Genomic DNA, 15,175 nt, shown 5'->3' on the forward strand with positions numbered 1-15,175 from the left:
TGCGACTTTGCGAGATAAATTCTCACAGCTATATTTTCACACAGATTTTAAATGAACTTACATCACTTATATGGTTCCCCAGACAACAGTAAATGATTTACCAAAACAGCACTAAATGGTTTAAAATATGACACATCCGGAAATAGCACTTCTCAGAATGGCCTCCCAGAAAATCCTGAAAACCACCTTTCATGAACCCCAGGAAATTGTACATCATTTAGGTGCCATGCAGGCACAAGATTATACCATGGCCAAATGGGCAATTGGCTCCCGATGTGACGCTTCAGAGAAAATGATCGAAGAGGCTATTAATTCAGGTCAAATCATCCGCACCCATATTTTACGCCCTACCTGGCATTTTGTTTCGGCAACTGACATTCATTGGATGCTTGACATTTCCGGGCCTCAGGTGAAAAAAATTATTCTTTCGGCTGCTAAAAAATATGATTTGGACGAAAAGAAGCTCAAAAAAATCAACAACTCAATCGAAAAGATTTTATCCAATCATAAAAGTCTTACTCGCGAAGAAATCATACGCGAGCTGGGTTTTAAGAAAGAAACGGATCAAAATTTTTCAAGTACACTGATCATGGGCTATGCCGAGTTAGACGGTGTTGTCTGCAACGGAAACATGAAAGGCAGACAAATAACCTATTCTTTACTGGAAGAAAAAGTTCCAAAAACAAAAACCAAACTGACTAAAGAAGAAGGCTTAGCCCGACTTGCCAAACGCTATTTTGAAAGTCATGGCCCCGCAACATTACCCGATTTTATCTGGTGGTCGGGGTTTCCTGCTACTGTAGCCAAACTTGCAGTTCTTTCAGTTGAGTCAGAACTTGACACGATCGAGGTTGATGGTACAAAATACTGGTTTAAGAAAGGCCTGTCTAAGGAAACTTCCATTCCTAAAAAAATTCATTTCCTCCCTTCTTTTGACGAAATTCTAATCTCGTATAAAACCAGAGAAATTACAATTGCCAAAGAGCATCAGCCAAACGCTTTCACCAACAATGGTATCTTCTGGCCGATAATTATTGAGAATGAAAAAGTAATCGGAACCTGGAAACGCACAGCAAAAAAGGAACATACAAAAATAGAAACCAGCTTTTTTGAAACCATCAATCCTGATAAAAAAAACCTTGTTTTCGAAGCTATTAAACCCTTTGAAAACTATTTAGAATCGAAAATCAGTATTGAATAAGCTAAAATTGCAGCAAAATCATTCGGTTTTCTTTAAATACTTCTGTTTTCGCTAGCAAAATCTTTGCGCTTATTATGGCTAAATAATTACATTTACAAAAAAAACAAAATTATGGTATTAAGTAGATTTTGGTTGGCTATTTTTATTTCTTCAATTGTCTTTATTGTAATCAGCTTGTTTACTGCCAATACGTATACTATTGATTATGTTTTGAATGGAAAAAAAGACGATCCGATCCTGATTTCAGAAAAATACATTGAGCAACTTCCTGCTTTTATCAAAGACAGCATCAAAAAAGCACCGGATCAAACGCTAATCATCAATCGTGATACGCTTAATGCCGATACCACTTATGTTTATAAAAACAAAACCGTAAAAATTTTCAGTGGTGTCCAAAAATCAGATGGTTTATTGCCTACCTGCAAAAGTACACTACTTGATTTGGTTTTACCGCTTATGGCTTATTTAGCCTTTTTCTGCGGGTTGATGGAACTTTTAATTATTTCGGGAGCATCCGGAAAACTGGCAAAAGCCTTGAGTCCGGTTTTCGTAAAAGTATTCCCGAGTATTCCTAAAAATCACCCGTCTATCTCTTATATGACCTTAAACTTTGCGGCCAACTTTTTAGGATTAGATTCTGCGGCCACTCCGTTTGGTTTAAAAGCCATGGAAAGTTTACAGGAAATTAACCCCGACAAAGACAAAGCCAGTGATGCTCAGATTATGTTTATGTGTCTGCATGCTTCGGGTCTTACCTTAATCGCAACTTCGATTATTGGTTATCGTGCTGCGGCCAACGCCAGTAATCCTGCCGATGTAATGCTGCCGTGTATTATTACTTCGTTTATTGGTACTATTGCTGCTTTTCTAATTGTTGGAATCAAACAGAAAATCAATTTCAAAAGCGCTTCCCTGCTTATTGGTTTAATGGTACTAATTGCGGCCATTGTCGGTTTGTTGATGTATGTAAACCACTTGGATTTAATTGGAAAAAACTACTTTACCTCTAATCTTTCGGGATTAATATTGGTTGGAATTATCGCTTTTACTTTGATTTTTTCATTCCTTCATGAGAAAAAATTTACCGAAGCCAGTACGACGGTTTTTGATGCTTTTGTAGTTGGAGCCAATAATGGTGTTAAAACCGGAGTAACTATTTTTCCTTATGTTTTAGGGATGTTGGTTGCCATTTCTTTATTCAGAAACAGTGGTTTATTTGAAATCATCAGTGATAGTATTGCTTTTATCTTTTCGAATATGGGAGTAAACAAACAAATTACAGATGCATTGCCGGTAGCCATGTTGCGTCCTTTTAGTTCTGCAGGATCAAGAGGTTTCTTAATTGACTCGATGAATACTTTTGGTGCCGATTCGTTAACAGGAAGACTAAGCAGTATTTTTCAATGCAGCGCAGAAAGTACTTTTTATGTAATAGCCGTTTACTTTGGTTCTGTAAACATTAAAAACACCCGTTATGCTCTGGGCACTATGCTTTTGGTGGATGTAATCTGTGTGATTACCGCTATTTTTGTGGCGAGCTGGTTTTTCTAAAATCAATATAAATCAATATAAATTAACCGGATTAAAATGCGATTGTACCAAATGTGACGAGCCGAATGGCTCTTGAATTGGTTATGGATATTTTTAAACCACATTAAAACATTGATCTACAAAACAAGTCGAGCCGATGGCTCTTGATTTGTGATATGCTTTTTTAACCAAATCGAAATACGGATAAACAATATGGGCCGAGCCGAATGGCTCTTGAATTGGTTATGTTTTTTTTTTAAATCGCATTAAAACATTAATCTACAAGACAAGGCGAGCCGATGGCTCTTGATTTGTGATACGCTTTTTTAACCAAGTTAAAATGTGGATAGACATTTTTCGGCGAGCCGAATGGCTCTTGATTTGTGATACGTTCTTTAACCAAATCAAAATGTGGATAGACAATATGGGCCGAGCCGAATGGCTCTCGAATTGGTTATGCATTCTTTTGAAACCACATTAAAATATCGATCTACAATATCAGACGAGCCGATGGCTCTTTAATTTGCTGTGCGTTTTTTTGAAACCGTATTAAAATATCGATTTACACTACAAAGAGATCAGAATGGTCTCCAATTATTCTATCAGGATTTCAACATAACAAAAATTTAACACGTTAAATTTTACAAAATTAACTTTTAAATATCCATAAATTCCGCAGGAATGATTTATTTTGTAACAAGGGATTTTAATCCCTTGTTACACGTAACCTATCATAAAGTTCCGTAGGAACGGCTCATATAATATCGCTTCAAATGGCAAATACTTATCATCAAATCTATATACAGGTAGTCTTCGCAGTAAAATACAGAAGAGCTGTAATGGAAGAAGAATGGAGACCAAAACTATTCAGTGTAATTGGGAATCTTATAAATGAATCAGGATGTAAAACAATTATAATTAATGGTGTTGAAGATCACATTCACTGCTTCTTTGGATTAAACCCAACTACTTCTATTTCTGAACTGATGAAAGTTGTAAAAGCAAAATCTTCAAAATATATCAATGATCATAAACTGACAAAGTCAAGATTTGAATGGCAAAAAGGATATGGTGCATTTTCCTATAGTCAATCCCAAATTGATTCTGTTTACAAATATGTCCAAAATCAAAAAGAACATCATAAAAAACAAACTTTCAATAAAGAATACTTAGCATATTTGAATAAATTTAAAATTCAATACGACGAAAAATATATCTTTGAAGGACTAAAGTAAGACCATGAAAATTCAATACTTATTTATATTAGCTTTTTTTATAAGCTGTCAAAAAGAAAAAAACATAGCAGATATCCCATCTGTTGCTAATCAGGAAAACAAAACTGAAGAAGTCACAATTGCAAAAGAAAAATTCCTAAAAACAGATACTATTTCATTTTATGAAACTGCGGGAACAACAAAAAACAGTTATATTCTGGCACACCTTTTAAACCAAAAAATAGACAAGGACAGTGTTATAACAGGAAACTATCAACTTGATTTTTATCGAAACAAAATCAAAACAGCCTCTTCAAAATTAACGATTAAAGGGACTACGGAAGGATCTGAATGGAGTGCCTCTTACGGATTGTCTGCTTCTGATACCAAAAACAGTTCTTTTATACAAATTAGCTATGGATATCCAGCCTGTGGATATGCCCATGACAACTATCTTTACCAGCTAAACAACAATAACTTAGAACTTGTACACGAATGGATAACAATGTCTGATAGCGGTTGGGGAAGTTCGGTCGAACTCACAAATCCGAGTGGGAAATCAAACCCCGATTTCTTTTATTGCAAAAGAGTTGCATTTGAACCGGATGATGAAAACGAGGAAATGGGCTATGAAAAACATTATGATTCAATCGTTTTTCAGTTAAAAAATAAGCTCTGGACCAAAAAAATGCTTTCTGTTGAAGACAAGCCTTACTTTGAAAAAAAGAGGTCTTTTGACGAATTCCACAAACAACAATAAACTCTTTCAGAGCCCTTATTCAAAATCTTTCTAAGGTAAATAATTTCTAACTTTGTAAAAAAACAAAGCAATGATTGATTTTATATACCAAGACCCTTATCCTATTTTGAAGGATGAGACGCAATACCGCAAAATCACTTCCGATTTTGTAAAAGTGGAACAATTTGGGGAACGTGAAATCCTGACTGTTGATCCAAAAGGATTAGAATTATTAGCTGAAGAAGCCTTAACAGATGTTTCGTTTATGCTAAGAACGACGCACTTACAAAAACTTCGCAACATCTTAGATGATCCCGAGGCTACAGACAATGATCGTTTTGTGGCTTACAACTTATTACAAAATGCTTCTGTTGCAGCCGAAGGCCAGTTGCCTAGCTGTCAGGATACAGGAACAGCAATTGTAATGGCCAAAAAAGGAGAAAGTATTTTCACCGGAGTGGATGATGCAGAATGGTTGAGTAGAGGAATTTTCAACACTTACCAAAAACGCAACTTGCGTTATTCTCAGATTGTTCCGATTTCGATGTTTGAAGAAAAGAACTCAGGATCAAATCTTCCGGCACAAATTGATATCTATTCTAAAAAAGGCGCTTCTTACGAGTTTTTGTTTATGGCAAAAGGAGGCGGATCTGCCAACAAAACCTTTTTGTACCAAAAAACAAAATCGCTTTTAAATGATAAAGCAATGGATGAATTCATCCGTGAAAAAATAAAGGATTTAGGAACTTCGGCTTGTCCTCCGTACCATTTAGCTTTGGTAATAGGTGGAACTTCGGCAGAAGCGAACTTAGGTGCCGTTAAAAAGGCATCTGCAGGGTACTACGATCACTTACCGACTTCCGGAAACATGGCCGGTCAGGCTTTCCGTGATTTAGAATGGGAAGAACGTGTACAGAAAATTTGCCAGGAAAGTGCAATTGGCGCTCAGTTTGGAGGTAAATATTTCACACACGATGTTCGTGTAATTCGTTTGCCACGTCACGCCGCTTCTTGTCCGGTTGGATTAGGTGTTTCTTGTTCTGCTGACAGAAATATCAAAGGAAAAATTACTAAAGACGGAATCTACGTTGAGCAATTAGAAGTAAATCCAAAGCAATTTTTACCGGAAACAGCTCCACATTTAGAAGCTCCGGTTGAAATTGATCTGGATATGCCTATGGCCGATATTTTAGCAAAACTGACTCAGTACCCAATTAAAACCCGTTTAAAACTGAACGGAACTGTAATTGTTGCCCGTGACATCGCACATGCTAAAATTATGGAGTTATTGGAAGCCGGAAAACCAATGCCGGAATATTTCAAAAACCATCCGGTTTATTATGCCGGTCCTGCAAAAACTCCGGAAGGAATGGCTTCAGGAAGTTTTGGACCAACTACAGCGGGTCGTATGGATGTTTATGTAGATGAATTTCAAAAACATGGCGGAAGCATGATTATGCTGGCAAAAGGAAACCGATCTAAACAAGTTACAACAGCTTGTAACAAATATGGTGGATTCTATTTAGGTTCTATCGGTGGTCCTGCAGCAATTTTGGCACAGGATAATATTCTTAAAGTAGAAGTTGTGGATTTTGAAGAATTAGGAATGGAAGCGGTTCGTAAAATTACAGTTAAAGATTTCCCTGCTTTTATTATTACAGATGATAAGGGAAATGATTTCTTTGAAAATCTATAATACCTAACTGCTTAACCGCAAGGTTCTCAAGCGTTTTTATCCTACAAATACATTAAAAGGCACAGCTTAAAACTGTGCCTTTTGTTTTTTAAATTCATTCTTTAAAACTGTAAAATAATTCTAAAGGAACTGCTAAAAAAGCTAGACGTTAATGGACGACACTTTTATGGAAAGAAAAGTTAAGTCCGATTAGGCATTACATCTTCTTTCTCAAAAGCTATAAAATGCGATAGTTTTCCTTTTAGGTTGAAAACGGGAGAGGCCGATATTTTACATTTATAGGTTCTGCCATCTTTTTTATAGTTTTTGATGGTTTTCTCAAACGGGATTTGCAATTCGATTGCTTTTTTTATTTCTTTCAAATCTGTTTTAGAAGTTGCTGCCCCCTGAAACATCTTTGGCGTATTGCCGAGAACCTCACTTTCTGTGTATCCTGTCATTCTTTTTATTCCACTTGATGCGAAGATGATTTTTAGATTCGGATCGGTTATCAGAACTACTTCTTCCTTTATACGCTCCGTTATGTTCAGCTTTTCTTCATTCCACCCAAATTGAACGGAGATTTCTTTTACTTTCTTCAAATCAGCAAAAGCGACCTTCAGCTCATTTAAATACTCATAGTGAAAATCCCATGCTAAAATAGGGACTGAAGTATGATTGGAAATTTCTTCTAACTTGGCTTTTTTCATTGTAAATAATTTAAGAACAAACTATTTCTTTATAAAGATAACGAGAAAATTCATCACAAAACAAACATGCTGGTTATTTAATATTACTTTAAACAATCAAAATGCGAATTTCAATTGAACTACAACTGCTTTCTTCTCTTCTGTATTGAGATTATTCAAAGAAATTCCGAGTAGTCTAACGGAATCCTTCATCTTTTCCTGATACAATAACTCTTCGACCGTTTCTAAAATCAGGCTTTTATCGGCAATAAAATAAGGTAGTGTTTTGCTTCTGGTCTGTTGGGTAAAATCACTGTATTTGATTTTGAGCGTCACCGTTTTACCCGAAATATTGTATTTCTTTAAGCGTCTTTCTAAGGAAGTCGCAATTCGGTCAAGCTGTTCCAACATAAAAATTTCCGAAGATAAATTCACATCAAAAGTGTGTTCAGCCGCTACCGATTTTGTCACACGATGTGGTTTTACTTCACTATTGTGAATGCCACGAACGACTTTGTAATAGAAGGCACCGGATTTTCCGAAATGTTTTTCCAAAAACTCCAATGATTTACTCTTAAGCTCCATTCCGGTAAAAATACCCAATTGATACATTTTTTCTGTAGTTACTTTTCCAACTCCATAAAACTTACGAATCGGTAATACTTCCAAAAAAGCGAGAATCTCATCGGGATTTACGGTTTTCTGTCCATTTGGTTTATTATAATCGCTGGCAATTTTAGCCACAAACTTATTGACTGAAATCCCTGCAGAAGCTGTAATACCCACTTCATTAAAAATTCTTAATCGGATTTCCTGAGCCAGTAAACCGGCACTTGGATTTCCTTTTTTATTTTGGGTTACATCAAGATAGGCTTCATCAAGCGAAAGCGGTTCAACCAAATCGGTATATTCATGAAAAATCTCATGAATTTTATTCGAAATCTCTTTGTAACGGTCAAAACGGGGTCGGACAAAAATAATATCGGGACAATATTTTTTGGCCAGAACACCACTTATGGCACTTCGAACACCAAACTTTCGGGCTTCATAACTTGCCGCCGAGACTACTCCTCTATTCTCTGATCCGCCAACAGCAACGGGTTTCCCGCGCAAAGCAGGGTTATCCATTTGCTCTACCGATGCATAAAAAGCATCCATATCAATATGGATAATTTTTCGATATACTGGCGTTTCAGACATGCTACAAATTTAAGCAGTTTTATCGCTTTCAAACACAAAAAAAGCTTCGCAATTGCGAAGCTTTTAATCACCTTAAAAAACAGAAATTATTTCTTGATGAATTTTTTAGTAACTCTTTTTTGACCGCTGTTCAATTCGATAACATAGATGCCGGCATTTAATTTACTTACATCAATCGGATTATCGGATAATTGACCTGAGCCAACTTGTTGTCCTAAAGTATTTATAATTTTAAAAGTAGATCCGGTTTTCCCTAAAGAAGAAACATTTAGTTCCTTATCAGCAGGATTTGGATAGATAGCAAATTCAGAACTTACGGCACTTGCATCTGCAACCAATTCAGTAATAGCAACAGGTCCTGAAGCTGTAATGTTTACCGAATAATCTTCTACTTGTCCATAAGAAAAAGCCTCACAAGAAGTTGGAATTCCGTTGTATTTCATAGAAACTCTCAGTCTTGTTGTTCCTAAAGTTGCCGTTGCAGGAATTGTAATTGTTCCTGTAACCGGAGTTGTTTTAGAAGTCGCTTTTGTCCATACCGTTTCTCCTGCATCAGAGAAATCACCATCCTGATTGTAATCAATAAACACTGCATAACCTTCGGTATAAACCGTAGCAGTCCATGATGGTGTGATTGTGATTGTATAAGCAGTTCCCTGAGCTGCGTTAGAAGAAATCGCAGTAAAGTTTTCATAACCTGCTGTTCCTGTAGAAGTATTATTAATGGTTCCAAATACTACTTTACCAATTTTTTCGTCTGCAGTACTATTTCCTTTAGAAGCACAATACGTTACACCGGCAGCCAATGTAGTAACATTTACCGTATTACTGGCCGCAGAAACATTTCCTGCAGCATCTTTAGCTTTTACAGAAAAGGTATAAGCTGTTAGCGCTGTAAGTCCGGTTACGGTATAATTTGTTGTAGTAGCAGTTCCTTTTAGCGTAGTGCCTTGATAAACATCGTATCCTGTAACGGCAACATTATCTGTAGAAGCTGTCCAGGTTAAATTTGTTGTAGTTCCTGTTGTTCCTGAAGCTGCCAAAGAAGCTGGTGCTGAAGGAGGCGTTGTATCACCGGATCCTACATAAGCTGCTCCAACCCCAACTGCATAAAACGCATTTGTTGTTGCAATAACCTCTGCAGAACCTGCTCCGTATAAATCAATAGCCGATTGAATTCCGGAAGTTCTTGCATTTGCAAAAGTAGAATTGGCTGTTAAATAAACACTTTCTAAACGGTACGCAATTTTTGCCGCCTTATCAATTGTTATTCCGGTAACGTTATAAACACTTCCGATATCATTTGTTCCTGATTTACCTACAGAAAGAATATAAAACCAGTGGTTTAATACTCCTGAATTGGTATGAACACCACAATAATCATTACTGTTTGTTGGCGTACAATTTACGTTTTTCCAATAGGTTCCTCCATAAGTGTCCGGTTGTCCTTCTGAATTTGGATCACTCATAGAACGTAAAGCCGCATGTCCTGATCTTCTTTCGATATCTTCTCCAACCAACCAAGTCCCTTTTGTTGGTGCTGCACGATACTCGATACAAGCTCCCCAGATATCAGAAAACCCTTCGTTCATCGCTCCGGATTCTTTTTGGTAAGCCAAATTAGCTGTGTAAGTACAAACGGCATGACCAATTTCGTGACCTGCAACATCCATGGCAGTCAAAATATCAAATCCTCCTGTTCCGGAACCATCACCATAGGTCATAACACTTCCGTTCCAGAATGCATTATTATTGTCCGGATAACCCGCTGCAATTAAGTTATAATGCACATAACTTTTAATTTTTGCTCCGGCATTATCAAAACTATTTCTTCCGTGAACAGTAGACCAGTAATCATAAGTCATTTCTGCTCCCCAATGCGCATCCAATGCTCCATTGTCTTTGTTTGTATTATTGTATTCGGCAGCTGTCCAATTATTGTCCGCATCAGTAAAATTGGTTGTAGGATACGTTGCCGTTCTTGAAGAGTTGTAAGTTTGAATTCCACCTCCGCGTGTTCCGTCAAGCAAGATGTAAGAAGATCCGCTTAAGGTTGTCTCAATAGTCTGTGTTCCGCTATAACGTGTTGCTGCATTAGCAGAAACAATCGCCATTTTTGAATTTGAACTATTGTCTTTAACAGCAGCTTTTGATTTTCCGTGGCTATTCTCACCAAGGTGTTTTATGGTAGCATTATAAAACAAAGCCTGTCCTGTTACAGCATCGATATACAAATCACCACGACTTAGCGGGTTTGTAGCATAGATGTCGAATTTATAAGCCAGACGAACTTTGTCTGTAATTCTTTCTACGCCCTGATTTTCCATATCCGGCAAGAAAACCAACTCTCCTTTTGGTTTTTTATAATCCATTGCAGCAGCATCTTGTGGAGAATCCCATAAATACTTTTTTGCTCCGGTATGCGCAACTGCTCTATTAAAAGCCTCTTGTGCAGAAAGTGATGGTTTAATTTTCGCATTTACAATTTTGTAAAACTCACCATTCATAGACTCCAGTTTTCCATTTTTAGAGTGTAAAGTATAATTCGCAAATTCTACTTTAATTCCTTGTTCGTACAACTGAAATTTTTCATGTGTGAAACCTTCGCGATCCGATTCGCTTTTAACTTTTGCAAAAGACTGGTTGTCTTTTAATGCCAATTGCTCTTTAAACACTTTCTCATAATCAGAACCTTTATAGGTTGATTTCTCGTTGAAAGTAATTAAGCTAGGCTCTCCGTTTTCAGATAAACTTTTCTGACTGATTCTTTTGTCTGTCTCCTGAGCTACTGCAGAGAATGAAAATGAAAACGCAACAACGGTTGTTGCCACAATTTTGGGTAAAATACTTTTCATAAGCAAATTTTAATTTTGGTTAGTTAAATTTGGTTAAATATTCATAAATAAAACATGTAAGTAAATACTTTATTTATTTGATAAAAATATATAAATTTTGTTAATTAAACGCCAAATTTTACCTTTTATCGATAAAATGCAACATTTTCCTAAGTAAAAACACCTAAAATTAACAAAGAATCCCAGTATTAACAACACCTTACAGAATAATGACATATTCAATTGAAAACTAACAATTTATAAAAAATAGCATGCTTTTTTAGCTGTTTCAATGTAAGAATGCCAAAAGAAACCTTTTTCGAATGATTTTTTGAAATGAAAAAGCCGGGATTTGACCCCGACTTCTTATTTTGTAAAACAAATCCTAAAACTTTGTGCTGAAACTAATCTGACTTAGACCAGTTGATCTTGTTATTTTGGGAGGAGGTTTATAATACTTAATTGAAGTTGCTTGTCCTCCAATCTCTAGAAATTAAACGATTTGTAAAAGTATTATTATGAATAGACTCCTGCTTTGGCACAATATCATTTAAGTTAAGGTATTCTTTCACGCGGATTTCGCGGATGCTGCGGATTTTTTTTATTTTAATCTGCTAAAATCTGCGTGAGACTTTTTTGACAATACCTAACTTAAATGATATTCTTTCACGCAGATTTTGCAGATTCAGCGGATTTTTTTCTTTCGTTCCGCTAAAACCTGCGTGAGACTTTTTTTGACAATGCTTAACTTAAATGATATTCTTTCACGCAGATTCTACAGATTCAGCGGATTTTTTTCAATCTGCTAAAATCTGCGTGAGACTTTTTTTTGACAATGCTTAACTTAATCATGTCCTTTCACACAGATTCTGCGGATGCTGCGGATTTTTTTTATTTCAATCTGCTAAAATCTGCGTGAGACTTTTTTTGAAAATGCTTAACTTAATTATGTTCTTTCACACAGATTCTGCGGATGCTGCTGATTTTTTTTATTTCAATCTGCTAAAATCTGCGTGAGACTTTTTTTGACAATGCTTATCTTAATGGTATTTTTTCACGCAGATTCTGCAGATTCTACGGATTTTTTCTATTTCAATCTGCTAAAATCTGCGTGAGACTTTTTTTGACAATGCTTATCTTAATGGTATTGATATAAAGCAGGAGGCAATCTAACATAACGCTTCCAATCTTCATGAATTCCAAAGGTTTTACAAATAATTAAATAGATTCAATCGGTTTTTTTTCATAAAAAATGCCCCCAAAATAGCGTTTAACTTCTTGAGGGCAATTCATTACCAGATGGGTTTAAATCCACTTAAAAAAACAGAACTTATTTCTTGATGAATTTTTTAGTAACTCTTTTTTGACCGCTGTTGAATTCGATAGTATAGATCCCGGCATTTAATTTACTTACATCAATAGGATTATTAGACAATTGACCTGAGCCAATCTGTTGCCCTAAAGCATTTGTAATTTTAAAAGTAACTCCGCTTTTCGCTATTGAAGAAACATTTAGTTCCTTATCAGTAGGATTCGGATATAAATCAAATTCGGAGCCTGGTGCATTTACTTCTCCAACCAATTCATTAATAAAAAAAGATCCTGAATCTGTAATGTTTACGGAATAATCTTCCACTTGTCCATTAGAAAAAGATTCACAAGCAGTTGGAATACCATTGTATTTCATAGAGACTCTCAATCTTGTTATTCCCAAAGTTGCTGTTGCAGGAATTCTAAAAGATGCTTGAATAAAACTCATTTTAGAAATGGATTTTGTCCACACAGTTTCTCCTGCATCAGAGAAATCACCATCCTGATTATAATCAATAAATACAGCATAACCTTCTTTATTAGTATTAAGTCTGGATGTCCATGATGGTGTGATTGTAATTGAACAATATGCTCCTTGTCTAACATTGGTAGAAATCTCTGTAAATTTTTCATAACCGGCTGTTCCTGTTGAAGTATTACTAATTGTTCCAAATACTACTTTACCAATTCTCTCCGCTTCGGCACTTTCTCCTTTAGAAACACAGTAGCCCTCAGTTGCAATAACATCTATCACATTACTTTCCGCAGAAACATTTCCTGCCGCATCTTTGGCTTTTACAGAAAAGCGGTAAGCAGTCTGAGCTGTCAGTCCGATTACCTTATAATTTGTTGCAGTAGTAGTTCCTTTTAACGTAGTACCCTCGTAAACATCATATCCAGTAACAGCAACATTATCTGTAGAAGCTGTCCAGGTTAAGTTCGCTGTTGTTTCTGTTATTCCAAAAGCTGCCAAAGAAGCTGGTGCTGTAGGAGGCGCTGTGTCTCTTAAATCTACATAAGCCTCTCCAACCCCAACTGCATAAAATGCATTTGTTGTTGCAATAACCTCTGCAGAATTTGCTCCGTACAAATCAATAGCCGATTGAATTCCGAAAGTTCTTGCATTTGCAAAAGTAGCATTCGCTGTTAAATAAACACTTTCTAAACGGTATGCAATTTTTTCAGCCTTCTCTATTGTTATTCCGACAACATCGTAAGCACTTCCAATATCATTTGTCCCCGATTTACCAATAGAAAGAATATAAAACCAGTGATTTAATACTCCTGAATTGGTATGTACACCGCAGTAATCATTACTCCTTTGCGGGCTGAAACAATTTACTGATACCCAATTAGTTCCTTTGTAAGTATCCGGCTGTCTTTCAGACTTTGGATCACTCATAGAACGTAAAGCCAAATGACCGTCTCTTTTTTCTATATCTTCTCCAATCAACCAAGTCGATTTTACTGGAGTTGTATGATACTCAATACAAGCCCCCCAGATATCAGAGAAACCTTCGTTCATCGCACCTGATTCTTTCTGGTAGGCCAAATTAGCCGTATGCTCACAAACTGCATGACCAATTTCATGCCCCGCAACATCCAATGAAGTCAGAATATCGAATCCTCCCGCCCCGGAACCGTCCCCATAAGTCATAACAGTTCCGTTCCAGTATGCATTATTATTGTCAGCATAACCCGCTGCAATTAAGTTATAATGCACATAACTTTTAATTTTTGCTCCTGCATTATCATAACTATTTCTTCCGTGTACGGCGGACCAGTAATCATACGTCTTTTCGGCTCCCCAATGCGCATCCAATGCACCATCGTCTTTGTTTGCATTAGCGTACTCAGCCGCTGTCCAGTTATTATCTGCATCTGTAAAATCAGTTTCTGGGTACGTTGCCGTTCTTGAAGAGTTGTACGTCTGAATTCCGTTTCCTCGTGTTCCGTCAAGCAAAATATAAGAAAACTCGTTTAAGGTTGTTTCAATGGTTTGTGCTGCGTTATAACGTGTTGCTGCATTACCGGAAACCACTACCCTTTTTGAATTTGAACTATAATCTTTAACAGCAGCTTTCGATTTTCCATGGCTATACTCACCAAGATGTTTTATTGTTGCGTTATAAAACAAAGCCTGTCCTGTTGCGGCGTCAATATACAAATCACCACGACTTAACGGGTTTGTTGCATAGATGTCAAATTTGTAGGCCAAACGAACTTTATCTGTAGTTCTTTCTTTTCCTTGGTTTTCCATATCCGGCAAGAAAACCAACTCTCCTTTTGGCTTCTCATAATTCATTGCGGCAGCATCCTTCGGAGAATCCCACAAATACGTCTTTGCTCCGGTATGTACAACCGCTCTGTTAAAAGCTTCTTGCGCAGAAAGTGTCGGTTTAATTCTTGCATTTACAATCTTGTAAAATTCACCATTCATGGATTCCAGTCTTCCCTTTTTTGAGTGTAAAGAATAATTCGCAAATTCTACTTTAATTCCCTGTTCATACAACTGAAATTTATCATGCGTAAAACCTTCACGATCCGATTCGCTTTTAACTTTTGCAAAGGATTGATTGTCCCTTAAAGCCAGTTGCTCTTTAAATACTTTTTCTGCGTCAGCACTTTTATAAGTCGACATTTTACTGAAAGTAATTAAACTTGGTACTCCGTTCTCAGATAAACTTTTCTGACTGATTCTTTTATCTTTCTCCTGAGCTACTCCGGATAATGAAAATGCAACAACTGTCATTGTAACAATTTTGGATAAAATACGTTTCAT

General features: G+C 36.5%; 9 protein-coding genes. 5 read left to right on the forward strand and 4 right to left on the reverse strand.

Features of this window, described 5'->3' with window-relative positions; genetic code table 11:
• Positions 1 to 127 precede the first annotated feature (127 nt).
• From LNP23_RS04130 to LNP23_RS04150, 5 genes are all read left to right on the forward strand, one after another.
• Positions 128 to 1,201 carry a winged helix DNA-binding domain-containing protein gene (locus LNP23_RS04130; protein WP_230003928.1) on the forward strand — a complete coding sequence of 358 codons (1,074 nt, stop codon included), beginning with the start codon at positions 128 to 130 and terminating at the stop codon, positions 1,199 to 1,201.
• A gap of 111 nt (positions 1,202 to 1,312) precedes the next feature.
• Complete coding sequence (locus LNP23_RS04135; RefSeq protein WP_047776957.1) at positions 1,313 to 2,752, forward strand: nucleoside recognition domain-containing protein; 1,440 nt, start codon at positions 1,313 to 1,315, stop codon at positions 2,750 to 2,752.
• A gap of 752 nt (positions 2,753 to 3,504) precedes the next feature.
• Positions 3,505 to 3,966, forward strand: coding sequence for an IS200/IS605 family transposase (gene tnpA / locus LNP23_RS04140; protein ID WP_230003930.1), 462 nt, complete (start codon positions 3,505 to 3,507; stop codon positions 3,964 to 3,966).
• A 4-nt stretch (positions 3,967 to 3,970) separates the two neighbouring features.
• Positions 3,971 to 4,705: a hypothetical protein gene (locus tag LNP23_RS04145; RefSeq protein WP_230003932.1), complete on the forward strand. Its 735-nt coding sequence runs from the start codon at positions 3,971 to 3,973 to the stop codon at positions 4,703 to 4,705.
• A gap of 70 nt (positions 4,706 to 4,775) precedes the next feature.
• Positions 4,776 to 6,380, forward strand: coding sequence for a fumarate hydratase (locus LNP23_RS04150; protein WP_230003934.1), 1,605 nt, complete (start codon positions 4,776 to 4,778; stop codon positions 6,378 to 6,380).
• A 179-nt stretch (positions 6,381 to 6,559) separates the two neighbouring features.
• Here LNP23_RS04150 and LNP23_RS04155 read toward each other — a convergent pair whose 3' ends face one another.
• The 4 genes from LNP23_RS04155 to LNP23_RS04170 all read right to left on the reverse strand — a co-directional run bounded on the left by LNP23_RS04155 (position 6,560) and on the right by LNP23_RS04170 (position 15,175).
• The gene (locus LNP23_RS04155; RefSeq protein WP_230003936.1) at positions 6,560 to 7,069 is read right to left on the reverse strand and encodes a PAS domain-containing protein; all 510 of its coding nucleotides are present in this window, start codon (positions 7,067 to 7,069) and stop codon (positions 6,560 to 6,562) included.
• A 96-nt stretch (positions 7,070 to 7,165) separates the two neighbouring features.
• Positions 7,166 to 8,248 carry a DNA polymerase IV gene (dinB, locus tag LNP23_RS04160; protein ID WP_230003937.1) on the reverse strand — a complete coding sequence of 361 codons (1,083 nt, stop codon included), beginning with the start codon at positions 8,246 to 8,248 and terminating at the stop codon, positions 7,166 to 7,168.
• Positions 8,249 to 8,334: 86 nt separating this feature from the next.
• On the reverse strand, positions 8,335 to 11,103 hold the full coding sequence (locus LNP23_RS04165; RefSeq protein WP_230003939.1) for a M4 family metallopeptidase: 2,769 nt from the start codon (positions 11,101 to 11,103) through the stop codon (positions 8,335 to 8,337).
• 1,309 nt (positions 11,104 to 12,412) lie between these two features.
• Positions 12,413 to 15,175, reverse strand: coding sequence for a M4 family metallopeptidase (locus LNP23_RS04170; protein ID WP_230003941.1), 2,763 nt, complete (start codon positions 15,173 to 15,175; stop codon positions 12,413 to 12,415).

The organism is Flavobacterium cupriresistens, from assembly GCF_020911925.1.
GTDB lineage: Bacteria > Bacteroidota > Bacteroidia > Flavobacteriales > Flavobacteriaceae > Flavobacterium > Flavobacterium cupriresistens.